This window comes from Enemella evansiae (assembly GCF_002250705.1).
Taxonomy (GTDB): Bacteria; Actinomycetota; Actinomycetes; order Propionibacteriales; family Propionibacteriaceae; genus Enemella; species Enemella evansiae.
In genome coordinates this window covers 224,401-248,076 of record NZ_NMVP01000012.1, presented here as the reverse complement: position 1 = coordinate 248,076, position 23,676 = coordinate 224,401, and the positions used below count along the sequence as shown (strand labels likewise).

Genomic DNA, 23,676 nt, shown 5'->3' with positions numbered 1-23,676 from the left:
CGAGGTCTGGGTGGTATCGGTGCCAGCCTGCGGCACCTTCGCGTGGCCACATGTTACTTGGCAGTAGCTTGGGATGCCAGTGGTGACCTTCGGGTCAGCGTACGCCCTGAGCTGCGTCAGGCTCCGCCCGCGATGATGGCGTTGGTGGCGACGATCGACCGGTACGCCGCATCCGCGGCCCAGTTCTGCTGCCGCAGCTCGCTGGCCCGCTGCCGCACCGCGCGTTTCTGCTCCCGGGACAACCGCTCACCGAGGATGCCGGGAAGGCGCCCGAGTGCCGCCAGTGCGCCGATCAGGGCCGCGGTGTCGGTGTCGGGCTCCGCACCGTCGAGCAGCACCTGGCGCAGGGTGGTCAGCAGGTCCTGTTTCGCGGCCCGGTCACCGGCGGCACCGGCCGCGATCAGTCGCTCCCGCAGCGGCGTACGAACCTGACCCGCCAACCGACCGACCGCGCTCTGCATCCGCCGCTCGGCCCCGGCGAGCCGGGCCAGCGCGGCATCGAGCACCGCGTCGTCGGTGGGGGCGTCGTTCACCACCACGACCCGGTTCGGCCGATGGCTCCGCTCACCCTTCTCGGTCACCCGGATCCGGCCGCGGAAGGAGAGGTCCATCAGCAGGGCGCCGGCGAGCGCCCGATCGGCGAACTGGCCACGTACCCTCCCGGTCTCGGTATCGGTGAGCAGCAGCAGGAGTTTCTCGGCGACCAGCACGGGGTAGAGGCTAACTGGAGCCAGGTTCGCACCCGCCGGGGCAGCTTCCTGGAACCGACAGGCCCAGCGATTACGCTTGTCGGGTCCGTCCGTCCGCCAGCAGCAAGGATCGCCTTGATCGAGTTCAAGTCGGTGTCCAAGACCTATTCCGACGGCACCAAGGCCGTGGAGGACCTCAGCCTCGTCGTGCCCTCCGACGGCACCACGGTGATGGTCGGCCCCTCGGGTTGCGGCAAGACCACCCTGCTGCGGATGGTCAACCGGATGATCGAGCCGACCGCCGGCAGCGTGGAATGGGACGGTACGCCGATCAAGCGGCTGAAGAAGACGGTGCTGCGCCGGCAGATGGGTTATGTGATCCAGAACGGTGGCCTCTTCCCGCACCGCACCATCCTGGAGAACATCGGCACCGTGCCCGAACTGCTCGGCTGGGACGATCGGAAGACCCATGCCCGCGCGCAGGAGCTGCTGGAGCTGGTCGGCCTGGAACCGCAGCTCGGCCGTCGCTTCCCCGCCCAGCTCTCCGGTGGCCAGCAACAGCGCGTCGGGGTGGCCCGGGCACTCGCCGCGGATCCCGATCTGCTGCTGATGGACGAGCCGTTCTCCGCGGTCGACCCGGTGGTCCGCGCCGATCTGCAGGAGCTGGTGAAGCGGCTGCAGACCGATCTGAAGAAGACCATCCTGATGATCACCCACGACATGGACGAGGCGATCACGATGGGCAACCAGGTCGCGGTGCTGCAGAAGGGCGGCCATCTGGCCCAGTTCGACACCCCCGAGGAGATTCTCGACAACCCGGCCAGTGAGTTCGTTGCCGACTTCGTCGGGCGCGACCGCGGTTACCGCTCGCTCACCTTCGCGGGTGCACCGGAGCTGAAGCTGGAGCGGGTGCGCACCGTCCGCAACGCCGCCTTCGAGCGCGGGGAGGGCCCCAGCGACGAACCGGTGCTGGTCGTCGACGGGGAGGGCCGCCCGCAGGGCTGGGCCGATCCGCAGCGCCCGGGCCGGTTGCTCGGTCTGGGCAGCACCTTCACCAACCCGGGGGCGCCGCTGCGGGAGGTCGTCGAGGCCGCGCTCACCTCGCCGACCGGGCTCGCGGTCGCCGTCGGCGCCGATGGTCGCTACGCCGGGGTGATCTCCGACGATGCGGTGATGCAGCACGTCCGCGCCTACCGGGCCGGGGTCGCCGAGAGCCAGGTGACCCGCCAGATCCGGTCCGAGGAGGATGCCGAGGCCGCTCGTATCGAGGCCGAGCGGCAGGCCGCCGAGCAGGCCGCGGACCAGGAGCGCCAGCGCGCCGAGGCCGAGGCGCTGGCCGAGCAGAAGCGTTCCGCGAAGGGCCGCCGCAAGCGCCGCGGCGGTGCCACCGCCGTCAAGCCCGCTGACGCGCCCGCGAGCGAGCAGCCGGCCGACGTGGAACCGGAGGGCGAGAAGCCGTGATCAACTGGACCTGGCTGCAGGCCAATGCGGCCGACATCGCCGCGCGGACCGGCCAGCACGTGGTGCTCTCGGTGCTGCCGGTGCTGATCGGTCTGGTCGTCGCGCTGCCGGTCGGCTACCTGGTCCGGCGTACCGGCCGCGCCGCCGGCGCCTGGCTGGCGGTCCTCGGCCTGCTCTATGCGATCCCCTCGATCGCCATGTTCGTGGTGATGCCGCTGATCCTCGGCACCCAGATCCTCGACCCGGTCAATGTGGTGGTGGCGCTCGCGGTGTACGCCTTCGCGCTGCTGGTCCGCAACGTCGCCGATGGGTTCGCGGCGGTGGACGACACGGTCCGCCAGTCGGCGGTGGCGATGGGTTATGGCCCGGTACGCCGAGTGCTCGGCGTCGAGCTGCCGTTGGCGATGCCGGTGATCATCTCCGGCCTGCGGGTCGCCACCGTCTCCACCATCTCCCTGGTCTCGGTCGGCGCGGTGATCGGCATGGGAGCACTGGGGCAGTACTTCACCCAGGGCTTCGATCAGGGCTTCGCCACTCCGATCATCGTCGCCATGGTGCTGATCCTGCTGCTCGCCCTGATCGCCGACTCGCTGATCCTGCTCGCCCAGCGAATCTTCCTGCCCTGGTTCGGATTGGGGTCGCGATGAACCTCCTCGGTTTCCTCTTCGACCCGGCCAACTGGTCCGGCGGCGACGGTATCGGCCAGCGCCTGCTGGAGCACCTCTTCTATTCCGGGGTCTCGCTGCTCGCGGCCATGGTGGTGGCGATCCCGCTGGGCATCCTGATCGGCCACACCCGCCGCGGCAACGTCCTGGTCGCCGGGATCAGCAACGCGGCGCGGGCCATCCCCACCCTCGGTCTGCTGGTGCTCGCGGTCACGCTGATGAGCACCGGCGCGCTGCCGGTGGTGCTCTGCCTGGCCGTGCTCGCCGTGCCGCCGATCCTGAACGGCACCGTCTCCGGATTCTTCAACGCGGACTCCGATGCCGTGCTCGCCGCCGCCGCGATGGGGATGACCGACGGCCAGGTGATCCGCCGTGTCGAGCTGCCGCTCGCGCTGCCGCTGATCGTCTCCGGTGTCCGCTCCGCCTCGCTGCAGGTGATCGCCAGCGCCACCGTCGCCGCGATGGCCGCCGCGGGTGGTCTGGGTCGGTTGGTGCTCGACGGGCAGAAGCGGATCGGCGGTTATCCGGAGGTGTTCGCCGGGGCGGTGCTGGTGATGGCGCTGGCGATCGTCCTGGACATCGTCCTGGGCGTGGCCGCCGCCGTCCTGCGTCGTCGCGCCAACCCGGTCCATCGCGACACCGACACCGATACCGACCCCAATCTGACCGCCGAGCCTGCCCGGGAATCCAACCCGGATGGGAAAATTGAGCCCGCTGAAGCGAAAGGCTGACCCATGAAACGTCGCAACTTCCTCGCCCTGACCGCCCTGGTTCCGCTGGCGGGCTGTGGGGTCGGCAATGATCCACTCGCCAACTCCAGCGCCTCACCCGGTGCCTCCGGCCCGCCGGCCGCCGGCACCATCGCCGTCGGCTCGGCCAACTTCACCGAGTCGATGGTGCTCGCCGAGCTGTACGCCCAGGCGATGGCCGCGAAGGGCGTACAGGCCACCACCAAGCAGGGCATCGGCAGCCGCGAGGTCTACATCAAGGCACTCCAGGACGGCTCGGTGCAGATGGTGCCCGAATACGGCGGCAACCTGCTGCAATACCTGGACCAGAACAATCCGGCGACCAAGCCCGCGGAGATCGAGCAGGCACTGGGGACCGTGGTCGCCGGCCAGGGGCTCGCGGTGCTGAAGGCCTCCCAGGCCGCCGACCAGGACGTCTACTGCGTGACCTCGCAATACGCCCAGCAGAACGGATTGCAGAGCCTGTCGGATCTGAAGAAGATCGCCGCCAATGCCGCCCTGGGCGGCCCGGCCGAGCTCAAGGATCGCCCCTACGGTCCGCCCGGGTTGGAGGCGATCTATGGCGCCAAGTTCAAGGAGTTCCGCACCTACGACGCCCAGGCGGTGAAGGTGAAGGATCTGCTCGACAACAAGGTCCAGGTGGCCACCTTCTTCACCACCGACGCCGCGATCAGCGACAACAACCTGGTCATGCTCAGCGATCCCCAGCAGATGATCCTGCCGCAGCAGGTGATCCCGCTGGTCCGCGCCGAGGTGAAGAACAACGCTGCGGCCGTCCAAGCCGTCGACGCCGTCCAGGCGGCGCTCACCACCGAGGACCTGACCGCGCTGAACAAGCAGGTGGATGCCGATCACCTGGATCCCAAGAAGGTCGCCGGCGACTGGTTGAAGTCCAAGAACCTGGCCTGACCCACTCGTTGGCCCGAGAAATGGCCTGACGCCCGGGGGCGGCCGGGCGTCAGGCGGTTCTGGTTCGGGGTGGGTTCGGTGGGTCAGACTCCGGTGCTGGCGAGTCCGCCGGTCGTCTCGGGATAGCCGCCGGTGGGATAGCCACCGCTGCTCTTGCTGTCCGCCACCGGTGCCGGTGCGGGCACGTCGGGCGGCAACTCCTTCTCCGGATCGGCCGGCTGCTCCGGGTTCACCGGTTCGGTCGGATCACTCGGCTCGGTGGGTTCGGTGGGCACCGGTTCCGAGGTGGGGTCGGTGGTGGGCTCCGGCCCCGTCGTCGGCTCGCTGGTCGGTTCGCTCGTCGGCTGAGTGGTCGGCTCCGGGCTCGACGTGACCGGCGGGGTCGCCTTCGGGGTCGCGGTGGCCTTCGGCGTGGGCTTCGGGCTGGCGGTCTGCTTCGGCGTCGCGGTCTGCTTGGGCGTCGGCTTGCCGGTCGGGGACTTCGTCGCGGTCGGCTTGGCCGTCGGCTTCTTGGTGGGTGACTTGGTCCCCGTCGGCTTCTTCGTCGGCGATGTCGTGGTCGTCACCTTGTCGTACTGGTACAGGTTGTACTGGTCCATCAGCTTGGTGATGGCGTTGGTGTAGTTCGGGTCGGTCGCGTACCCGGCCTTGTGCACCTCGCGGATGAACTGCTTCGGCTGCTTGGTGTACTTGAACGCCGCGGCGTACCGGTCCTTGCTCTTCAGGAAGAGCCCGTGATCGAGGAAGCTGTTCTCCGGCTTCGGATACCTGCGGAACTTGGCGTCGATGACGATCTTCTTGCCGTTCACGACTTCCCAGGTCTGCTTGGTGACGCAGCCGTTGCTGTACTGGCTCTGCGAGCTGCACTTGATGCCGAAGTAGGCGTTGCCCTCCAGTGAGAGCGAGGACTTGCCCCAGGAGCTCTCCTGGATCGACTGGGCGATCGCGACCGAGGCCGGCACACCATATTTCTTCATGCTCGCCTGGGCCAGCGGCGCGACCGACTTGAGGTAGGCCTGCTTGCTCGAGGTGTCGACCCCCTTGGCGGCCATCGCCCACGGCGCCAGCAGCAGTGACGAGGCGACGGTCAGGACGGTGATCGCGATCGCCAGCACGCGACGGTCGATGCGCTGCGGTTTCATGGTGGGCTCCTCGGCTGGGTACGTCCTCACGCTAGGTCCGGAGGCCGGCCGCGGTCTCGTCCGCGGCGGTGGAAGGTTCCTTTCCCTGACGGCCGGGAAGGGGCTTCGGGGCCTGGTGCGCAGGTTGACCAGCGATTTTTGGGATCTGCGTGCAATTGGTGGTCGATCTGACCAGCTCGCCGGGCAACACTTGGCCCCGGGTGGGACTTCTGTTGCACTTGTGGTCCACGTCACCGTCGATGGAGGGATCATGTTCACCGAAGGTCAGCTGTACTCCCCGGTCTCCGCGGACGCGGACGGGTCGGTCCAGGTGCACCTGGGCGAGAACCATCCGGGGTTCAAGGACGAGGCCTACCGCGCCCGCCGCAACGAGATCGCCGCCGCCGCGGTCTCCTGGTCACCCGGGCAACCCATCCCGCAGATCGCGTACACCGACCAGGAGAACGAGGTCTGGCGGATCGTCAGTCGCGAACTCGCCCCCAAGCACGAGCGCCACGCGCACAGCGAGTACCTGGCCGCCAAGGCGGCCCTCAAGCTGCCCACCGATCGGGTGCCGCAGCTCGATGAGGTGAGCGCGCTGATCGAACCGCTCACCGGATGGAGCTACATCGCCGCCCCCGGGCTGGTCGAACTGCGCCAGTTCTATGGCGCGCTGGGGCGCCGGGTTTTCCATTCCACGCAGTATCTGCGTCATCCCTCCGAGCCGCTCTACACCCCTGAGCCGGACATCATCCACGAGGTGATCGGGCACGGCAACCAGCTCGCCAGTCCCCGCTTCGCGCGGCTCACCGAGGCCGCCGGGCAGGCCTCGATGCGGTTGGAGAGCGAGGAGGGGATGCAGTTCCTGGCGGATGTGTTCTGGTTCTCGATGGAGTTCGGGGTGATGTGGGAGGACGGTGACCTGAAGGCGTACGGCGCCGGAATCCTTTCCAGCTATGGGGAAATGGACGAATACGCCCAGATGGAGATCCGCCCGCTCGACCTGCCGCAGATGGGCTCGATCAACTACGACATCACCGCCTATCAGCCGGTGCTGTTCGCCGCCCAGAACCTCGATGAGCTGGAGGAGGTCGTCGGCGTCTTCTTCGACACCTGCACCGACGACTCGATCGCCGCGCTCCGCGGGGTGGGCACCCCCGCCTGAGTCACCCGGCGTCGTCAGTCGGTGGCGCCCTCGAGCACCTTCGCCGTCCCGGACAGGCCGAGCCGGGAGGCACCCGCCTCGATCATCGCGATCGCGGTGGCGTGATCGCGGATGCCGCCGGAGGCCTTCACCCCGAGCCGATCGCCGACGGTCTCGCGCATCAGGCGTACCGCCTCGACCGACGCCCCGCCGGCCGGATGGAAACCGGTCGAGGTCTTCACGAAGTCGGCCATCGCCGCCTCGGCGGCGCGGCAGGCGGCGACGATCTCGTCGTCGGTGAGCGCCGCGGCCTCGATGATCACCTTGAGGATCGCCGAGGGGATGGCCTCGCGGACCGCGCGGATATCGGCGGTGACGGCGTCGGTGTTGCCGGACTTCAGCGCGCCGATGTCCATGACCATGTCCACCTCGTCGGCGCCGTGCTCGACGGCTTTGGCCGCCTCGGCAGCCTTGATCTCGGACTCGTGCTTGCCGGAGGGGAAGCCGCAGACCGTGGCCAGCTTGACCTCGCCGAGCTCCAGCTCACCCCCCAGCACCGCCGGGTTCAGCATGTTCGGCGAGATGCAGATCGAGTACGCCCCCAGCTCGCGCGCCTCGGCGGCCAGGGCCTGCACATCGGCGGGGGTGGCCTCCGGCTTGAGCAGGGTGTGGTCGACGTACTGGGCGAGCTCCGCGCGGGACAAGGTGGTCATGGTGACTCAGCCTAGCCGGGTGCTCAGGTGGGCTGTTGCAGCCCGCGCAGCGCGTCCCAGGCGCCGCCGAAGTCCTGGCTCCAGTCGCGTTTCCCGAGGGTGATCGGGGTGCCGTCGACGGTGAACCGCACCGAACGGTACGGGCCGCGGCCCACCTTCAGGTCGGTCAGCCGATCGAAGGGGACGAACTGGCCGCCGAGGCTGCGCAGCAGCACCTCTCGGGGCCGGCCGGCCAGCTGCTGCAACCGCTGCTCGTGGTAGGCCTTGCCGCGGGCGGCCCCCATCCGGTCGGCCATCGGCAGATCGAGGGGCAGCACGGCGATCCCGGAGGGATAGAGCAGCAGGTCGAAGAACTGGCCGCCTTGGCCGCGCAGGCACATCGCCGCCGCGGTCGGCGCCTCCTGGGCCGTCGGCTCCGCCGAAACCAGATCCTGATCGAGCGGTGCCCCCGGCAGCAGCTGGCCCGGTGGTGGCCCGTTCGGGTCGATCAGCGCGCTGGTCAGCGCGTCGAGGTCGATCGGGCTGCCGTCGGGAGCGAACCACTGCACCTCGGTCCGCCAGTCGGTGCGGGTGTGTACGCCGGGGGTGCCGGCGAGTGCGCCGAGGGTCAGCCCCTGGGTGAGGTGGTGCAGCCCGGTCGCACCGTCCTGGTCGGGGGAGCTGACCAGCGGGTGGAGAGCGTCGGGCCGATTGCGGACCAGCGCGAAGTAGTCGGCCAGCCGGGGCCGGGCGATCATGTTCTCGCTGCGCAACTCGCCGAGGAGGTGCCCGGTACGCTCCCGCTGCGCGACCTGTTGGGCACGGGCCTGCACCTCGGGCCAACCGGTCAACGGCAGGTCCTGGGTGAGCAGTTCGCCCTCCAACGCATCCAGGGATTCACGGCCGACGAGCAACACCGCGGGGCGGGTGTCCGGGGGTGTGGTGCCCGGCTCCGTCGGCTGGTCGCGGAAGTTCTGGATCCGCTGCGCGGTCGGCGGGTGGGAATCGTCCCAGGCGGGTCGCTGGGTGGCGATCGCCTCATCGGCGGCGCGCTGGATCGGTTCGGCGTTCTGCTGCAGGACACCGTGCAGCGCCTCGCCGATCGAGGCGCGGGCGCCGGCGAGCGGGAACATCGGCAGGTACTCCTCCTCCACCAGGTCCCAGGCCAGCGCGACCTGGTAGAGCCGCCGGAACGATTCGGCCGCGGTCTGCGGGTCGGTGGCGCGCACCGACAGCCGGTCCGCGGCATACTCGGCGTTGCGTCGGCTGGCGGAGCTGACCCACAGATAGAGCCGGTAGTAGAGCCGGTAGAACCAGCCGAGCAGCAGGCCCGCATGATCGCGTGCCGTCCGCAGAAAAACCTGCAGGCGCAGGGTTCTCGAGCTCGCCGCGGTGTCCCCGCCGGCGAAGTGGCCGAGCTCGTGCGCGAGCACCGAGCGCAGTTCCGCGACGGTGAAGGTGGCCAGCAGCGGCAACCCGATCACCATCGAACGGCCCTTCTTCGTCTGATAGACCGCCGCATTCACCTCCGGGCTCAGCTCGATGCGATCCGGCGGGGCGGTCTGGGCCAGCGCGGCGAGCTCGTCGACCTGGGCCCACAGCGCCGGGTGCTGGGCCCTGGTGAGCTCCGGCAGCGGCGGTGGCTCGGGACGGCGGCGCAGCACCTCACCGACGGCGACGACGACGCCGAGCAGCACCGGGACCAGGATCAGCTTGGCGGCGAACGGGGTCGAGCCCGTCCGGCCGGCGACGGTGACCGTCAGTGCGATCACACCGACCAGCGCGGCGACCACCACCAGGGGGAACAGAACGAGCAGCAACAGACTGAGGAGCGCGCGAACCGACTTCATCGGGTCCTCTCGAATCGGGGGCGGGAGGCCCACCCAGTGAATCAGCCGACGGGTGCAACCGGGCCGTCGGCGATCCGGGTGGCGAACGCGGTCGAACCCGCGCCGTCGACGATCAGGTGAGCATTGCGCCAGGGCTGTTCGGCGGCCAGGAAGGGGTGCTCGGCACTCATCCACTCGGTCCAGAACCGCTCCGCCTCGGCGGGGGTACGCCCCAGTTGGACGTCCCGGGCCATGCCGCGCTCGCGCGCGAGCATGCGATCGGTCTGCACCCAGATCACCAGATCGGCCGCCCGGGCCAGGGATGCCCGGGCGGCACCCACCCCTTCGATGATCGGCTGCCGCCCGGCGGACGCGGTGACCGCGCCGGCACGGTTGCGGGTCACCCAGCCCGGAGGGCGGTAACGGACCGGTTCGCTGCGTCGCCAGGGTTCGATGACGTGTGTGATGAGCTCGGTGTCCCAGTCGGTGGCGTGGTGGTGCCAGGCGAGGTCATCGGTGCGCACCAGGTCCGCGGAGAGCTGCGCGGCGGCGTGGTCGGCGAAGGTGGTCTTGCCGCTGCCGGAGCCGCCGTCGACCAGGATCAATCGGTGCGGGGCCAACCGGGCGCGGAGATCCGCCGCGTCCAACACCTGCCAGTGGTCGGCGACCGGTTCGCCGGGGTGGAGTTCCATGAGGCCATTGTCGGTCCGCGTAACCGGACGTGCAGTGGTCGACGACACGCCGTGTGAGCGGCCGTCAGGGCGTCGATTCGGACACTACTGCACGTCCGGTTACGCGGCGTGTGTCAACAACCGTTGACGAACTCGCGGCGTCAACCTAAGCTGACGGCATGTCGATCGGAACGGACATCACCACCGGAGTGGACAGCTCGGACCCCGCCGAGGGGTTGCGGGCCGTGGCCAGCCTGCGCGCACTCACCGACCAGCTCGAACGCCTGCAGGTCGAGCGCGCCAGGGGCCTGGGCTGGTCCTGGCAGGAGATCGCCACCGCGCTCGGCGTCAGCAAACAGGCGGTGCACAAGAAGCACGCCCACCTCGGGCGGAAAGGCTGATCATGTTCGAACGATTCACCGAGTCGGCCCGACAGCTTGTCGTCGAGGCGCAGCGACTCGCCGGCGATGTGAATGACAACCACATCGGTACCGAGCACCTGCTGCTCGCCGCCCTGGACGCAACCGAACCGGTCGACGGCCTGGACGTCGATCAGGTGCGGTCCGCGATCGGGGAACTCCGCAGCCCGAAGGGCAGGATCGACCAGGAATCCCTGGCCGGGTTGGGAATCGACCTCGACGCGGTCCGCGAGCGGGTCGAGCAGACCTTCGGTGCCGGTGCGCTCGATCGCCCGGCCGCGACGCCCGGCCGTCGCCGCTTCTGGCAACGTCGCGGTGCGGAGGGTGGCTGGATCCAGTTCACCGCCGATGCGAAGGCAGCGCTGGAACGATCACTGCGCGAGGTCGTCGATGCCGGTGCGCGGGAGATCGGCGCGGATGCGATCCTGGTCGCGCTGCTGCATCCGAGCTCCGGCATCGCCCATCGCGCCGTGGTTCGCAGCGGGACAGACCCGGGGACCGTCGCGGCGCGACTCCGGGATCGGTTGCGACCGGCCGCCTGAGGGCCTCAGTTCAGGATCACCCGGGTGGAGTAGTCACGCCAGGAGAACTCGATCCGGCCGCCCTCGAATCCGGTGGCGCGGCCGCCGGGGATGTCGTACTCCTCGACGGTCGGGCGACCCAGTTGCGAGCGGGCACCGCCGAACTCGGCGTACTTCTGCCCGATGCTGCCGTAGACCGAGTGCGCCTGCAGGTCGTACCAGTAGATTCGGCCACTGGCGTACGCCTGCACCCGGGTGCCCGGGACCTCGGCGTCCTGTTCGACCGCGCTCGGCAGGCCGAGGCCGCTCTGCACCGCCGGCGGCCGGCCGCGGTACCAGCTGTTGATCCCCGACCAGACCGGCTGCGCACCGGTGGCCGGCGACCAGTAGATGCTGCCGTTGCCGAAGTCGGTGACCCGACCGCCGTTGAAGCCGAATTCCTGCCTGGTCGGGAAACCGAGCTGTCCGCCCGGGCCGCCGAGGGCCGCGTACCGTTCCCCGATCGTGCCGTAGACCATCACCGCCCGCCCGTCGCGCCAGTAGACGGTGCCACCGGTGAAGTCCTGCGCGATGCCGCCGCTCACCTGGTACTCAGCCGAGCGCGGAATGCCGATCGTCCGACGATCACTGGTGCTCAGATTCCAATACCAGGCGGAGATTCCGGGCAACAGGGCCTGCGCCTCGGTCTGCGGGGACCAGATGATCGTGCCGCCGGCGAACCGGTTCATCCGGCTGCCGGCGACGGGGCCGGCGGTCTCGGTGCTGGTCGGCATCCCGAGCAGCCCGCGGTCGGCACCGAGCGCGGTCCAGCGGACGAAGATCCGGCCGTAGACGTCGTTCCAGGAACCATTGGTACGGGTGATTCGGCCACCGACGAAATTCTGTTGCAGGGTTGAATTCGTGGTGTACGCATCAGAGGTCACCGGGCCGAGCACCTCGCGCAGCGACTGGCTGTAGCGGTAGTGCGACCAGATCTCGGTCATGATGGGGTGTGCACCGCCGCTGGGGCTCCAGGGCAGGATTCCCTTGTTGAACACGGTCATCCGCGATCCGGCGACCGGACCATCGACCTCACCGCCGATCGCGAAACCCAGCGGGCTGGACGGTCCGCCGATCGCGTAGTACTTGTCACCGATGGCGCCGTCCAGCCGGACCGGCTGGTTCGTGGTGCTGGCCGAGTCGTAGGCGTACAGGTTGTAGGTGCGCATCAGTCTGATGATGTAGTCGGCGTACCCGGGATCGGTCGCGTACCCGGCCTTCGCCACCTCGCGGATGAAGTTGTCCGGATCGCTGGAATAGTTGAAGGCGGCGGCGTACCGGCTGGAGTTCTTCAGGAAGTAACCGTGGTCGGAGAACGAGTCACCCGCCGAGCGGTAGGTGCGGAAGGCGCTGACCACCGGGGTCGGATTGTTGGGGTCGTAGTACTCCAACGAGGACTTGTCCATGCAACCGAGCTGGTAGGGGCTGGCGTAATCGGTCTTGCACTTGATGCCGAAGTAGGCGTGGGCGTAGACCGCGAGCGAGGAGGTCCCCCAGCCGGATTCCAGGATCGACTGGGCGATGCTCACCGAGGCGGGGACGCGGAACTCGCGCTGGGCCTGCTGGGCCATCGGTGCGACCGCGGTGATGAACCGGGTGGTGTCGGCCGCCCGGGCCGGTGGCGCGCCGAACACCGCGACGGTGGTGAGGGCAAGGGCCAGGGTGAGCAGTGCGGTGACGCGACGAAGGTGCCTGGTGTGGGGGAGGGTATTCACCATGCGCTGATTCTCCGGTGCCCACGTCGGTTTTGACCAGTCCACGGTCAACCGGGGGCTGAGGGTTCCCGGTTCAGATCGCCGTCGGCCAGGAAGTCGAGGAGGTGCCGGGTGACGGTCTCGGGTTGCTCCTGCTGGGCCCAGTGGCCGGCGCCGTCGATCAGGTGGGTTCCGACCAGATTGGTGCAGGCGGTCGTCCGCATCGTCTCCAGCGCACCGGGGACCTGGTGGGTGCCCCAGTCGCTGGCACCGGCCAGATACAGGGTGGGGACATCGACGGTACGCCCGCTGAACAGCTCCAGCTCGGCCTGGTCGAGGCCGGTGGTGGCCCGTCGGTACCACTGCAACCCGCCGCCGAAACCGACCCGGCGGTATTCCGCGGCATAGACCGCGAGCTCGTCATCGGGCAGCCAGGTGTTGGTCGCGATCTCGGCCGCCGACGGCATCTCGGGCGCCACCGTCTCCGGCATCGTCGCCCCGATGTCCATCACGTAGTAGGTCGGCAACTCGGCGAGCTGCTCGGCACTGGCATCGGCGAGCGGGTGTGGCCGATTCCCTGCCCAGTCAGCACTTTTCATGTGGAAGTACGCCCGCAGGAAGTCGTGCACACCCTGCGGGGCGCGCACCATGTCATCGTTCGCGGCCGGGGTGGAGTAGTACCACTGGTAGTGCTTGCGGGGTCGTGGCAGCCCGGCGAGCCGTGCCGGCCAGTCGGCTCGTGGATCGGTCCCCGCGGTGGCCAGCGACGGCGGCCCGGCGAACGGTGAGCTCAGCACCACCAGCGACCGGAACACATCGGGACGTACCAGCGTACACCACGGCGCCACCCAGGCCCCGAAGTCATGCCCGACGACAGCGGCCACCGAGCGTACGCCCAGCGCCTGCAGCAGACCGAGTTGGTCGCGCACCGCAGTCAGCAACCGGAAGGGCCGCAGGTCCGCGGCCGAACTCCAGGTCGCGCTCCACCCGGTGGTGCGCCCGAAACCGCGGAAGTCCGGCGCGATCACCCGGTACCCGGCCTCGGCCAGCGGCGGCATCACCTTGCGCCAGGAGTAGGCCAGCTCCGGGAATCCGTGCAACAGCAGCACGGCCGGGGCATCCGGGTCGGCCGGACCCGCCTCCAGGCAGTGCACGGTGAGCCCGTTCACCGCCGGCACGAATCGCGATCGGATGCTGTCGGGCACCGGGTATACCGAGGAGCCTGTCATCGGCCTAGGCTAACCAGCGAGACGCCCGAGGAGGCACAGAGATGACCGATTACGGACGCGACCTCGAATTCGGTTGGTTCGCCGACCCGGATGTCCGCTCGGCGCGGGAGACGTTGGGCGCCGCAGGGATCGCGGACCAGGCCGGGCTGGATCTGATCGGCGTCCAGGACCATCCCTACAATTCGGGTCATCTGGACGCCTGGACCCTGCTCACCGCGATCGCCAGCACCACCGAACGGGTCCGCGTCTTCCCCGATGTGGCCAATGTCCCGCTGCGCGGTGCGGTGATGCTCGGCCGGGCCGCCGCGACCCTCGATCGGATCAGCGATGGCCGCGTCGAGCTGGGGCTCGGGACCGGGGTGTTCTGGGAGGGCATCGCGGCGCTTGGTACGCCGGAACGGAGCAGGAAGGAACGCGTCAACGCGCTGGAGGAGGCGGTCGACGTGCTGCGGCTCTGGTTCGACAGCGGCCGGCGCTCGGTCAGTTACGACGGCGACTGGTACCGGTTGCAGGGCGCCCACCCCGGGCCGCCACCGATCCATCGGATCGGTCTCTGGCTCGGTGCACTGGGGCCGCGGATGCTGCAGATCCTGGGCAGCAAGGCGGACGGCTGGCTGCCGTCGCTGGCGTTCGTGCCGCCGGACAAGCTCGCCGAGCCCAATGCCCGGATCGACGACGCGGCCCTCGCCGCCGGTCGGGATCCGGCCGAGATCAACCGGGTCTACAACGTGTGGGGCGATTTCTCCACCCAGCAGTGGGTCGATCTGCTGACCACGACGACACTGGAGCACGGCATGAACGCCTATGTGTTCGGGGTGCCGCCGCTCGAGTCGGAGCTGCGCCGGATCAGCGACGAGATCGCCCCGGCCGTCCGCGAAGCGGTCGCTGCGGAGCGGGCCCGGTGAAGGATCACCCCGAGTTCGCCACCGATCTGGTGCAGGCTCTGCTGCGGGACCAGCATCCTGATCTGGCGGAGCTGGAACTGCGGAAAGTCAATGGTGGTTGGGACAATCAGCAGTGGCGGCTCGGCGCGGAGCTCGCGGTGCGGATGCCGCGCAGTGAGCGTGCGCCCGCGCTGCTGGAGACCGAACGGGCCTGGCTGCCGGGTCTCGCCGAACGGTTGCCGCTGCCCACCCCGGTGCCGGTCCGCGCCGGGTTCGCATCGCGGCTCTTCCCGCACACCTGGACGATCGCTCGGTGGGTTCCCGGCGAGCCGGCGGACCGGGAACCGATCACCGACCCGGAGTCCGCGGTCGAGCTGGCTGGATTCCTTGCTGCACTGCATTTCCCGGCTCCGGGTGACGCGCCGAAGAATCCGACGCGGGGCGTACCGTTGGCGGTGTACCAGGAGCAGGTCGGACAGTCCCTGGCTGCCTTGTTGGCCGATCATCCGCGGTTGTCGGAGGTGCGTGAGATCTGGGCGGCGGCGTTGGCCGCGCCGGTCTGGCCGGGGCCGCCGCTGTGGGTTCACGGTGATCTGCATCCGGCCAATGTGGTCACCCGGACCGGCCGGCTGGCCGGGGTGCTCGACTTCGGCGAGTTGTGCGCGGGCGATCCGGCGACCGATCTGTCCGCGGCCTGGTTGCTGCTGCCCGAGGGCGCGGCCGATCGCTTCTTCGAGTCGTACGCCGCAGCGGACCCGGCGACGATCACCCGGGCCCGCGGCTGGGCCGTGCTCCGCGCGATCGGCCTGATCGCCATCGGCCAGAACGGCCGCAAAGGCCTACCCGGTGGAAAACCCACCTGGGAACCCGCCGGTTACGCCACCCCGGACCGTCTCCTCCCCTGACGTTCATCGAGTAGGTCGCGCAGCGACCGTGTCGAGATGGACCCACCCTCGTTCATCGAGTAGGTCGCGCAGCGACCGTGTCGAGATGTACCCGTACGCCGGTTGAGCGAGCGCCAGCGAGTCGAAGCCAAGCCCCCCGTTCATCGAGTAGCGCGGCATGCGGAGCGCAGCGGAGCAATGCCGCGCGTGTCGAGATGAACCCCCCAAAGAAAGTTATCCACAGATTCCCAGATTCCTCTCCAGAACGGCGAATCCGGGCCAGCACTGTCAGACCCCCTCGATTGACTACAGGGTATGGACAGCAGTGCAGCAGCCATCATCGAGACCGCGACCGCGGTCGATGATCTGCTGCGCCAGCTGGTTGCGATGGACGACCGGCTCCTCAGCGACGAACACCGCCTCCACCTGGGCGAGCTCAACGAACAGATCACCGCCCGCCTGCACGCCCACACCACCCGCACCCTCGCCGGGATCGACCAGGCTGATGCGTCGAAGCATGTGCATGGGGTGTGCACCACGACCTGGATGCGGGAACGCCACGCCTACTCCGGACCGGAGGCGTCCGGGGCGCTGCGGGAAGCGATCCGCATCGTGAACGCACCGCTGGTGTGGGAAGGCCTCGCCCAGGCCCGGGTGTCGCCGCGGCAGACGACCGCGATCCTCACCGCCCTGAAACACCTCCCACCCGATCTTGCACCCGGCCAACAGACTGCCGCGCAGCAGACGATGGTGGATCAGGCCCAGCGGTTCGGGCCGTCGGAGCTGCGGGTGCTCGGTGTCCGGTTGGTCGAGGTGGTCGACCCCGACCACGCGGATGCATTGTTGGAGCGGCGGTTGGAGCAGCAGGAAGCCGCCGCCCGCCGCAACCGAGAACTCCACCTCTATCCCGACGGGACGGGCTCCACCATCATCAAAGGCCGCGTCCCCGCTGTCGAGGGGGACAAGCTCCTCGCCCTGCTGGATGCAGTGCTGGAGAAGAACCAGACCGACGATCCGCCGCCGTGTGGGTCCGTGTGTCCCGGACCCTCCTGTGGGTTGTGCGGTGGGCGGCCGTCGCGGGCGATGCGCCGCGCCGACGCGCTCATGGAACTCGTCCAGACCTACGCCGATGCCAACCGCGCACCCGCCCGCGGCAACGACCGTGCCCGAGTCAACGTGACCGTCACCCTCGACACCCTGCGCCGCGGGATCGGGTGTGTCGATACTCCGGCCGGACCGCTGTCGGCCCAGCAACTCCGGCTGCTGGCCTGCGACGCGGAGATCATTCCCATGGTGCTCGACGGTTTCGGTGTTCCGCTGGATGTCGGCCGGAGCCATCGGTTCTTCGAAGGGGCGATCCGGGCGGCGCTGGTGGCGCGGGATCGGGGCTGCGTCTTCCCCGGCTGTGACCAACCGACCCGCCGGTGCGCCGCGCACCACATCCGACCGTGGTGGTGCGACGGCCCCACGTCCCTCGACAACGGCGTCCTGCTCTGCCCCCACCACCACGCCCTCGTCGAGCCCACCCGCCAGCAGCTGCACAACGACAACCGCTGGGAAGCACGAATCAACCCCGAAGACCGACTCCCGGAATTCCTGCCACCACGAGGATTGGACCGTAACCGGAGACCAAGGCGCCATCTCCGCCACCGCATCCGACAACGGCCCCTCGGCGACAACGATCACTGACCGGCGTCGGCCAGGTCATGGACGGTGCTGCCGCCGATGGTCTGCGCGGGGAAGTTGGCGCTCACCCAGGTCTGGATCTCGAGCGCGGGACCGGAGGCGTCCGGCACCTGGTCACCAGAACCGGTGACGAAATAGTGGATCCGCCCCTGCCGCACCATCTCCTCGAACTCGGCCAGCGTCGGCGTCGGATCGGAACCGTCGAGTCCACCGACCGCCAGCACCGGATAGCCGCTGCCCAACTGCAGGCGAGCGGCGCTCCGGGCACCGACCGTCGCCGCCACCCAGTCGTAGCGGGGCGCGCCGTCGAGCAGCGCCAGGTCCAGTTCGTTCCCGCCGATCGCGGCCCCGGCCACCGCGCCGCCACCAGCACGCGGAATGGCCGCGGTGACGAGGGAGTACGCTGCCGGTCCCGCCAATCCGGCGAGCGCCGCACCGACCAGCACGGCCACCGCCGACACCTTGGCCAGCCGGTCACCGACCAGCAGCGTCAGTGCCGCCAGTCCACCCAGGATGCCGGCGACCCAGCCGAGCACCGGGTACGCCCCGGCGGTCCGGCTGCTCAGCACCACCGCCCAGACCGCGGTCGCACCGACCGCCGCACTCAGCCCGATCCGGGCCGGCAGCGAACCCCGAGCGGACCACAGGATCGCCACGCCGAGGCCGACCGCCCCACCGATCGCCGGGGCCAGCACGGCCGGCTGGCCCGCCACTCCGGCGACCAGCAACCAGCCGCCGAACAGCACCAGACCGGCCCGCTGGATCGCCGAGCGTGTCCACCCCAGCGCAAAGACCGTGAGGATCACCGCGGCCGGCAGCAACCAGGCGACCAGCGCACCGGTCCAGCTCTCGGCCGTGCCCTCGACCACGCCCCCGGTCGCACGGGGCGACCCGAGCAATCCGAGCAGCGAACCGTCCGGCGAGCCACCGACGAAGGGTCGCCACCGCGCCGGGACGAGCTCGACTACCGCCACATACCAGCCGGCCGAGATCAGCACCGCCGCACCGGCCGCCAGCAGATCCCGCAGCGTGCGCCGCCACCCCACCGGTGCGCCGACCACATAGGCGACGCTGACCGCGGGCAGCACGGTCAGCGCCGGCAGCAGCCCGGTCAGAAAGCCGAAGCCGATCAGCACGCCGGCCCCGACCAGCCACTGCCTCGACCCGAGCTCCACCGCCCGCACCGTGCAATACCCGGCCAGCACCAGCAACAGCACCAGCAGCGCCTCCGGACCGTTCCACCGGAACGCTGCCACGCTCACCGGGGTCACCGCGAACACCGCCGCACCACCCAGCGCGGCCCAGTGCGCCCGACCCCGGTCCCGGCCACCGCGGACGAGCACCCGGCGCACGGTGGCGTACAGCACACCCACCGCGGCGACCCCCATCAGCGCCTGCGGGACCAGCATCGACCAGGGGGACAGACCGAAGATCCGCGCCGAGAAGGCCATGATCCAGACCGCGACCGGCGGATTGCCAATGGTGACGGCGTTTCCGGCGTCCAACGAACCGAAGAAGAAGGCCGGCCAGGACTCCGAACCGGCCTGGACCGCCGCCGAATAGAGCGGGTCGGCGTACCCGGATGCACCCAGATCCCACAGGTAGAGCAATGCGGTGGCAGTGAGCAGCCCGAGCAGCGTGCCCCGCGTACCCAGCGAACCCATGCTGCCGATTGGACCAGCACGCACTGTGCCCGCTGTATGGCCGCGCTGTGTGCGCTCTGTGGCTCGCACCCAGCCCATCACCCAGCCGATCACCCGGCCCATCGGTCGGCATGATTTCCAGCCGCCGAGAGCGAGCCGATAGGCTGCCCAGCACAACTTGAAGACCCGTGATGCCAGGGAAGCCGGTCCGAATCCGGCGCTGACCCGCAACCGTGGGCCCACCCGCAGTGGGCGAGCCGGAATGCTGGGATCGCGGGTGCTCGCACCAACTCGTCGAGGTCTACGGGTGGAGCAGACCGGCGCCGCGATCTCGGCCCGGCCGGCCTCCCGAGCCCCGATCCCGGGAGGACTGATGAACCGCACCATCGCCCACGCGCGCCGCGCCCTGCTCGCCGTCATCGTGGCCGTCGCCGCCCTCGCCGGGGTCATCGCCCAGGCGCCGCAGGCCGCTGCCGAGGACGGTTACCGCTACTGGGCCTACTACCAGTGGGACGGCAGCAAGTGGGCATACGCCCAGAAGGCCGCCGACGGTCTCACCCCGGCCGACGGCACCGTCGAGGGCTGGCGCTTCGCCCAGGCCACCAGCAACGCCCCCCGCGTCCCCCGGGCGGCCGGTGACTTCAACCAGATCTGCGCCGACGTGCAGCCCGCCGAGGGCAAGAAGCGGGTCGCCGTCGTGATCGACCAGGGCACCCCCGAGGACGCCCCCAGCCCCGCCGACAAGCCGAACGGTGAGGTGCAGGGGACCTGCGTACTGATCGAATCCGACGCCACCGGTGCTGCCGTGCTCGACAAGGTCGCCCCGGTCCGCAAGGAGAAGCTCACCTGCGGCATCGACGGCTACCCGGCCGACGGCTGCGGCGGCGCGGTGCAGATCAACAGCACCCCGGCCGATGCCACCCTCCCGCTGACCGTCCAGAACCCGGTCGGCGTATCGCAGGATTTCGTACCCGGCAACGGATCCCCGCAAGCGACCAACCAGCCCACCAGCGCCACCGGCCCGATCGTGGTCGGCGCGGTGATCGTCGTCGCGCTCGCCGGCGGTGCGCTGCTGCTGACCCGCCGCAACAAGAAGACCCAGGCCTGAGCCCGGGCAATTCCGATGCGGCCCGCCGACTCACCACGCAACCCGCGCGCCCTCAACCCGGGCGCCTGGTGGCTGTGGGCGGCGGGCCTGGCGATCGCGGCCAGCCGGACGCTGAACCCGATCCTGCTGTTGCTGATCGCCGCGGTCGCCGGCTTCGTCGTGGCCGCCCGCCGCTCCGATGCACCCTGGGCGCGGTCCTATGCGGTCTTCGTCAAGGTCGCCCTGGTGGTCATCGCGATCCGGGTGGTGCTGCAGTCGGTGCTCGGCACCTACAGCCAGGGCAGCCATGTGCTGGTCACCCTGCCCGAACTGCCGCTGCCGGATGCGGTCCGCGGCATCAAGATCGGCGGCGTGGTCAGCTGGGAGGCCGTGCTCAGCGCGCTCTACGAGGGCGGCCAGCTCGGGGTGATGCTGATCTGCATCGGCGCCGCCAACGCGCTCGCCTCCCCGCTGCGGCTGCTCCGGTTGCTGCCCGGCGCGCTCTATGAGGTGCAGGTGGCCTGCGTCGTCGCGCTCACCTTCGCCCCGCAGCTGGTCGCCGACGCCCGTCGGGTGCACGCCGCCCGCCGGTTGCGCGGTCAGCGGGTACGCCTCCGCTCGATCTTCCGGACCACCATGCTGCCGGTGCTGGAGGGCGCCCTGGACCGCTGCGTCGAGCTGGCTGCGGCGATGGAATCCCGCGGTTTCGGGCGGACCCGGCACCTCTCCCGCACCGCCCGGATCACCACCAGCGCGGTCTCGCTGGCCGGCCTGGCCGGGGTGACCGTCGGCCTCTACGGAATGCTGTCGGCCTCCCTGCCCGGTATCAGCGCGGTGCTGATCCTGCTGCTCGGCATGGGCCTGCTCGTCGGCGCGCTGATCCTGGGTCGGCGGCGCGCGGTCCGCAGCCGCTACCGGCCGGATCCCTGGGCGCTGCCGGAGTGGCTGGTCGCGGCCTGCGGGCTGATCCCCGCGGGCGTACTCGTCTGGTGCTCGATGAACGGCGTCGGCGGTCTGAAGCAGCCGAGCGCGCTCTCGCTGCCGACCCTGGAACCGTTGCCGCTGGTGGCGATCCTGGTGGCCCTGCTGCCGGCGATCGTCTCGCCGCGGCAGCCGGTGGCCGCCGAACCCGTCGCCACCCCGCGGCCCGAACCCGCCGCGGAGGTCGCCGCATGATCCGCTTCGACCGGGTCGGGGTCCGCTATCCGGCCAGCAGCTCGGGGGAGTACGCCGAGCCGCCCCTGCACGATGTCGACCTGGCGGTCGACGAGGGCGAGCTGGTGCTGCTGATCGGGCGTACCGGGTCGGGCAAGTCGACCCTGCTGCGGGCCGTCAACGGCCTGGTACCGCATTTCTCCGGTGGCCTGCTCACCGGCGAGGTGACCGTCGCCGGCCGCAGCACCCGCGACTGGCGGCCCCGGGATCTGGCCGATGTGGTCGGCATGGTCGCCCAGGACCCGCTGGCCTCCTTCGTCACCGACACCGTCGAGGACGAGCTGGCGTACTCGATGGAATCCCTCGGGGTCGCGCCCGCGGTGATGCGGATCCGGGTCGAGGAGACCCTCGACCTGCTCGGCCTGGCTGACCTGCGGCAGCGGGCACTGACCACGCTGTCCGGCGGGCAGCGGCAGCGGGTCGCGATCGGTGCCGCGCTGACCGCGCACCCGCAGGTGCTGGTCCTCGACGAACCCACCTCCGCGCTCGACCCGCAGGCCGCCGAGGAGGTGCTCGCCGCGATCCAGCGGCTGGTGCACGACCTCGGGATGACGGTGCTGATGGCCGAGCACCGACTGGAACGGGTGGTGCAGTACGCCGACCGGGTCGTCGAGCTGGCCGGTGGCACCCTGATCGCCGACGGCCCGCCGGCCGAGGTGATGAGGACCGCGGCGGTGGCGCCGCCGGTGGTCCGGCTCGGCCGGCTGCTGCACTGGGATCCGCTGCCGATCAGCGTCCGCGACGCCCGCCGCCGCGCCGCCGGTCTGCGCCGCGAGCTGAGCGATCGAGCGGTACCCCTCGACACGGCCGCGGGCGGCCTACTCGGGGCACGTGGGTTGGCCGAGACGAAACGGTTGGTGGTCCGCCACCCCGGGCCGGTCCTGGCGCTCACCGGGGTGGATTTCAGCGTGCGCCCCGGTGAGGTGGTGGCGCTGATGGGCCGCAACGGAGCCGGCAAATCCACCCTGCTCGGCGCGCTCGCCGGCCTGGTCACCAGGACCTCAGGGGAGCTGTCCGTCGGCGGTGCCGATCCGGCCCGGCTCAAGCCCGCCGAACTGGTCCGCCGCGTCGGCCTGGTACCGCAGGATCCGGGTGATCTGCTCTATGCCGGATCGGTCGCCGAGGAGTGCCGCAACGCAGACGCCGACTTCGGCGTACCCGCCGGAACCTGTGCCGCCCGGCTCGCCGAACTCGCCCCCGACGTGCCCGGGGACCGGCATCCCCGGGATCTGTCGGAGGGGCAGCGGATGTGCCTCGCGCTGGCGGTCGTGCTCACCGGTGCGCCGCCGCTGCTGCTGCTCGATGAGCCGACCCGCGGGCTGGACTACGGCGCCAAGCAGCGGCTCACCGATCAGCTCGCCGCGCTGACCGCGGCCGGGCACGGGGTGGTGCTGTCCACCCACGACGTCGAACTGGCCGCCGAACTCGCGCACCGGGTGGTGGTGCTCGCCGAGGGCGAGGTCGTCGCCGACGGGCCGAGCGCGAGCGTGGTCACCGGGTCGCCGATGTTCGCGCCGCAGGTCGCCAAGGTGCTCGCCCCGGTACCGCTGCTGACCGTGCGCCAGCTGGAAGGGGCGCTGGCATGAGCCCCCGCTCGATCATCCCGGTCGGCCCGCGCAGCCTGGCGGTGCTGATCGCCGCCTCGGTGGTCGGCCTGCTGGCGTTCACCTGGCCACTGGTGGTACCGATCGAGCAGACCGGCGCGCGGGCCATCTCGCACTCCAAGGACGCGCCCTGGCTGTTCGTGCTGATCCTGCCGCTGCTGGCCGGGGTGGTGCTCGCCCAGGTCGCCGAGGGCGGCATGGACGCCAAGGTCGTCGCCCTGCTCGGCATGCTCACCGCGGTGATCGCCGGGCTGCGCGCGATCAGCCCGGGCACCGCCGGGTTGGAACCGGGCTTCTTCGTGCTGCTGCTCGCCGGGTACGCCTTCGGGCCGGGTTTCGGTTTCGTGCTGGGCGCGTTGGGGATGTTCGCCGGCGGGTTGATCACCGGCGGGATCGGGCCCTGGCTGCCGTTCCAGATGTTCGCCAACGCCTGGGTCGGGGCCTTCGGCGGGCTGCTGCCGGGCCGCCGCCGCGACGAACCGACCCGACTGCAGATCGGCTGGCTGGCGCTCGCTGCGCTGGTCGCCGGGCTGGCGTACGGGATCGTGATGAACATGTGGTTCTGGCCGTTCGCGAACTTCGAATCGGCGCTCACCTTCCGCCCCGGTGACGATCTGGCCAGCAATGCGGTCCGGTACGCCCGGTTCTGGGTGGTCACCTCGCTCGGTTGGGATCTGCCGCGCGGCATCGTCTCGGCGCTGCTGGTGCTCGCCTTCGGCCGGCCGCTGCTGCGCGCCTTCGCCCGGGTCTCCCGCAAGGCCGCCTTCGGCGCGGTCGGTGAGTTCGAGGGCCGGAACTGATTGGCCGTTTGGTCGCGGTCCGGATGCTCAATAGGGGGAAT

Annotated in this window: 22 protein-coding genes; 14 read left to right on the top strand and 8 right to left on the bottom strand. The window is 70.2% G+C overall.

The window, feature by feature from the left end; translation table 11 throughout:
- Nucleotides 1–116: 116 nt before the first annotated feature.
- Entirely contained in the window at nucleotides 117–710 is a 594-nt protein-coding gene (locus BI335_RS21380; protein ID WP_166646808.1) for a GOLPH3/VPS74 family protein, read from the bottom strand.
- Between the two features lie 114 nt (nucleotides 711–824).
- On the opposite strand from BI335_RS21380, the gene BI335_RS09805 reads away from it, so the two are divergent.
- Genes BI335_RS09805 through BI335_RS09790 form a run of 4 tightly spaced genes read left to right on the top strand, consistent with a single transcriptional unit; the run spans nucleotide 825 to nucleotide 4,473 of the window.
- On the top strand, nucleotides 825–2,150 hold the full coding sequence (locus tag BI335_RS09805; RefSeq protein ID WP_094430624.1) for an ABC transporter ATP-binding protein: 1,326 nt from the start codon (nucleotides 825–827) through the stop codon (nucleotides 2,148–2,150).
- Nucleotides 2,147–2,797, top strand: coding sequence for an ABC transporter permease (locus BI335_RS09800; RefSeq protein ID WP_094356621.1), 651 nt, complete (start codon nucleotides 2,147–2,149; stop codon nucleotides 2,795–2,797). Before BI335_RS09805 ends, BI335_RS09800 begins: the two co-directional genes overlap by 4 nt.
- On the top strand, nucleotides 2,794–3,546 hold the full coding sequence (locus BI335_RS09795) for an ABC transporter permease (protein ID WP_094402579.1): 753 nt from the start codon (nucleotides 2,794–2,796) through the stop codon (nucleotides 3,544–3,546). The genes BI335_RS09800 and BI335_RS09795 overlap by 4 nt, the downstream gene beginning before the upstream one ends.
- Before the next feature lie 3 nt (nucleotides 3,547–3,549).
- On the top strand, nucleotides 3,550–4,473 hold the full coding sequence (locus BI335_RS09790; protein ID WP_094356619.1) for an ABC transporter substrate-binding protein: 924 nt from the start codon (nucleotides 3,550–3,552) through the stop codon (nucleotides 4,471–4,473).
- A gap of 83 nt (nucleotides 4,474–4,556) precedes the next feature.
- Here the strand turns inward: BI335_RS09790 and BI335_RS09785 are convergent, their stop codons facing one another.
- Nucleotides 4,557–5,615: a glucosaminidase domain-containing protein gene (locus BI335_RS09785; protein WP_172421818.1), complete on the bottom strand. Its 1,059-nt coding sequence runs from the start codon at nucleotides 5,613–5,615 to the stop codon at nucleotides 4,557–4,559.
- Between the two features lie 250 nt (nucleotides 5,616–5,865).
- Here BI335_RS09785 and BI335_RS09780 point away from each other — a divergent pair, with 250 nt between their 5' ends.
- Entirely contained in the window at nucleotides 5,866–6,759 is an 894-nt protein-coding gene (locus BI335_RS09780; protein ID WP_094356617.1) for a phenylalanine 4-monooxygenase, read from the top strand.
- Nucleotides 6,760–6,773: 14 nt separating this feature from the next.
- Here BI335_RS09780 and deoC read toward each other — a convergent pair whose 3' ends face one another.
- The 3 genes from deoC to BI335_RS09765 are packed head-to-tail and all read right to left on the bottom strand — an operon-like array spanning nucleotide 6,774 to nucleotide 9,951.
- Entirely contained in the window at nucleotides 6,774–7,451 is a 678-nt protein-coding gene (gene deoC / locus BI335_RS09775) for a deoxyribose-phosphate aldolase (protein ID WP_094430618.1), read from the bottom strand.
- Nucleotides 7,452–7,474: 23 nt separating this feature from the next.
- A complete protein-coding gene (locus tag BI335_RS09770) occupies nucleotides 7,475–9,280 on the bottom strand; it encodes a M48 family metallopeptidase (RefSeq protein ID WP_094430616.1) in 1,806 nt (601 codons plus the stop codon).
- A gap of 41 nt (nucleotides 9,281–9,321) precedes the next feature.
- Entirely contained in the window at nucleotides 9,322–9,951 is a 630-nt protein-coding gene (locus BI335_RS09765) for a uridine kinase family protein (protein WP_094430614.1), read from the bottom strand.
- 158 nt (nucleotides 9,952–10,109) lie between these two features.
- Here BI335_RS09765 and BI335_RS09760 point away from each other — a divergent pair, with 158 nt between their 5' ends.
- Together BI335_RS09760 and BI335_RS09755 are read left to right on the top strand one after the other, a co-directional pair.
- Nucleotides 10,110–10,331 (top strand): RNA polymerase sigma factor sigma-70 region 4 domain-containing protein, encoded by a 222-nt coding sequence (locus BI335_RS09760; RefSeq protein ID WP_094356613.1) that lies wholly within the window; start codon nucleotides 10,110–10,112, stop codon nucleotides 10,329–10,331.
- A 2-nt stretch (nucleotides 10,332–10,333) separates the two neighbouring features.
- The gene (locus tag BI335_RS09755; protein ID WP_094430611.1) at nucleotides 10,334–10,891 is read left to right on the top strand and encodes a Clp protease N-terminal domain-containing protein; all 558 of its coding nucleotides are present in this window, start codon (nucleotides 10,334–10,336) and stop codon (nucleotides 10,889–10,891) included.
- Nucleotides 10,892–10,896: 5 nt separating this feature from the next.
- Here the strand turns inward: BI335_RS09755 and BI335_RS09750 are convergent, their stop codons facing one another.
- Both BI335_RS09750 and BI335_RS09745 read right to left on the bottom strand, forming a co-directional pair.
- On the bottom strand, nucleotides 10,897–12,627 hold the full coding sequence (locus BI335_RS09750) for a glucosaminidase domain-containing protein (protein WP_094430609.1): 1,731 nt from the start codon (nucleotides 12,625–12,627) through the stop codon (nucleotides 10,897–10,899).
- A 44-nt stretch (nucleotides 12,628–12,671) separates the two neighbouring features.
- Nucleotides 12,672–13,832 (bottom strand): alpha/beta hydrolase, encoded by a 1,161-nt coding sequence (locus tag BI335_RS09745; protein WP_094430607.1) that lies wholly within the window; start codon nucleotides 13,830–13,832, stop codon nucleotides 12,672–12,674.
- Nucleotides 13,833–13,873: 41 nt separating this feature from the next.
- Between BI335_RS09745 and BI335_RS09740 the strand changes: the two genes are divergently transcribed.
- From BI335_RS09740 to BI335_RS09730, 3 genes are all read left to right on the top strand, one after another.
- Nucleotides 13,874–14,737, top strand: coding sequence for an LLM class flavin-dependent oxidoreductase (locus BI335_RS09740; RefSeq protein ID WP_094430605.1), 864 nt, complete (start codon nucleotides 13,874–13,876; stop codon nucleotides 14,735–14,737).
- A complete protein-coding gene (locus BI335_RS09735; RefSeq protein ID WP_094430603.1) occupies nucleotides 14,734–15,621 on the top strand; it encodes an aminoglycoside phosphotransferase family protein in 888 nt (295 codons plus the stop codon). Before BI335_RS09740 ends, BI335_RS09735 begins: the two co-directional genes overlap by 4 nt.
- Nucleotides 15,622–15,915: 294 nt before the next feature.
- Nucleotides 15,916–17,289, top strand: coding sequence for an HNH endonuclease signature motif containing protein (locus tag BI335_RS09730; RefSeq protein WP_094430601.1), 1,374 nt, complete (start codon nucleotides 15,916–15,918; stop codon nucleotides 17,287–17,289).
- Here BI335_RS09730 and BI335_RS09725 read toward each other — a convergent pair.
- On the bottom strand, nucleotides 17,283–18,974 hold the full coding sequence (locus tag BI335_RS09725; protein ID WP_229119532.1) for an ArnT family glycosyltransferase: 1,692 nt from the start codon (nucleotides 18,972–18,974) through the stop codon (nucleotides 17,283–17,285). The genes BI335_RS09730 and BI335_RS09725 overlap by 7 nt on opposite strands.
- 262 nt (nucleotides 18,975–19,236) lie before the next feature.
- On the opposite strand from BI335_RS09725, the gene BI335_RS09720 reads away from it, so the two are divergent.
- Genes BI335_RS09720 through BI335_RS09705 form a run of 4 tightly spaced genes read left to right on the top strand, consistent with a single transcriptional unit; the run spans nucleotide 19,237 to nucleotide 23,635 of the window.
- Nucleotides 19,237–20,037 (top strand): SCO2322 family protein, encoded by an 801-nt coding sequence (locus tag BI335_RS09720; RefSeq protein WP_229119531.1) that lies wholly within the window; start codon nucleotides 19,237–19,239, stop codon nucleotides 20,035–20,037.
- A gap of 15 nt (nucleotides 20,038–20,052) precedes the next feature.
- Complete coding sequence (locus BI335_RS09715) at nucleotides 20,053–21,192, top strand: energy-coupling factor transporter transmembrane component T (protein WP_141212307.1); 1,140 nt, start codon at nucleotides 20,053–20,055, stop codon at nucleotides 21,190–21,192.
- Entirely contained in the window at nucleotides 21,189–22,817 is a 1,629-nt protein-coding gene (locus tag BI335_RS09710; protein WP_094430597.1) for an ABC transporter ATP-binding protein, read from the top strand. The genes BI335_RS09715 and BI335_RS09710 overlap by 4 nt, the downstream gene beginning before the upstream one ends.
- Nucleotides 22,814–23,635 (top strand): ECF transporter S component, encoded by an 822-nt coding sequence (locus BI335_RS09705; RefSeq protein ID WP_094430595.1) that lies wholly within the window; start codon nucleotides 22,814–22,816, stop codon nucleotides 23,633–23,635. Before BI335_RS09710 ends, BI335_RS09705 begins: the two co-directional genes overlap by 4 nt.
- Nucleotides 23,636–23,676: the final 41 nt, after the last annotated feature.

What these genes read in the sequence shown, in the direction of transcription:
- BI335_RS09765 (WP_094430614.1), bottom strand. Translation starts at nt 9,951, where the DNA reads ATGGAACTCCACCCCGGCGAACCGGTCGCCGACCACTGGCAGGTGTTG.
- deoC (WP_094430618.1), bottom strand. Translation starts at nt 7,451, where the DNA reads ATGACCACCTTGTCCCGCGCGGAGCTCGCCCAGTACGTCGACCACACC.
- BI335_RS09755 (WP_094430611.1), top strand. Translation starts at nt 10,334, where the DNA reads ATGTTCGAACGATTCACCGAGTCGGCCCGACAGCTTGTCGTCGAGGCG.
- BI335_RS09770 (WP_094430616.1), bottom strand. Translation starts at nt 9,280, where the DNA reads ATGAAGTCGGTTCGCGCGCTCCTCAGTCTGTTGCTGCTCGTTCTGTTC.
- BI335_RS09760 (WP_094356613.1), top strand. Translation starts at nt 10,110, where the DNA reads ATGTCGATCGGAACGGACATCACCACCGGAGTGGACAGCTCGGACCCC.
- BI335_RS09745 (WP_094430607.1), bottom strand. Translation starts at nt 13,832, where the DNA reads ATGACAGGCTCCTCGGTATACCCGGTGCCCGACAGCATCCGATCGCGA.
- BI335_RS09795 (WP_094402579.1), top strand. Translation starts at nt 2,794, where the DNA reads ATGAACCTCCTCGGTTTCCTCTTCGACCCGGCCAACTGGTCCGGCGGC.
- BI335_RS09715 (WP_141212307.1), top strand. Translation starts at nt 20,053, where the DNA reads ATGCGGCCCGCCGACTCACCACGCAACCCGCGCGCCCTCAACCCGGGC.
- BI335_RS09750 (WP_094430609.1), bottom strand. Translation starts at nt 12,627, where the DNA reads ATGGTGAATACCCTCCCCCACACCAGGCACCTTCGTCGCGTCACCGCA.
- BI335_RS09785 (WP_172421818.1), bottom strand. Translation starts at nt 5,615, where the DNA reads ATGAAACCGCAGCGCATCGACCGTCGCGTGCTGGCGATCGCGATCACC.
- BI335_RS09710 (WP_094430597.1), top strand. Translation starts at nt 21,189, where the DNA reads ATGATCCGCTTCGACCGGGTCGGGGTCCGCTATCCGGCCAGCAGCTCG.
- BI335_RS09705 (WP_094430595.1), top strand. Translation starts at nt 22,814, where the DNA reads ATGAGCCCCCGCTCGATCATCCCGGTCGGCCCGCGCAGCCTGGCGGTG.
- BI335_RS09780 (WP_094356617.1), top strand. Translation starts at nt 5,866, where the DNA reads ATGTTCACCGAAGGTCAGCTGTACTCCCCGGTCTCCGCGGACGCGGAC.
- BI335_RS09740 (WP_094430605.1), top strand. Translation starts at nt 13,874, where the DNA reads ATGACCGATTACGGACGCGACCTCGAATTCGGTTGGTTCGCCGACCCG.
- BI335_RS09790 (WP_094356619.1), top strand. Translation starts at nt 3,550, where the DNA reads ATGAAACGTCGCAACTTCCTCGCCCTGACCGCCCTGGTTCCGCTGGCG.
- BI335_RS09730 (WP_094430601.1), top strand. Translation starts at nt 15,916, where the DNA reads ATGGACAGCAGTGCAGCAGCCATCATCGAGACCGCGACCGCGGTCGAT.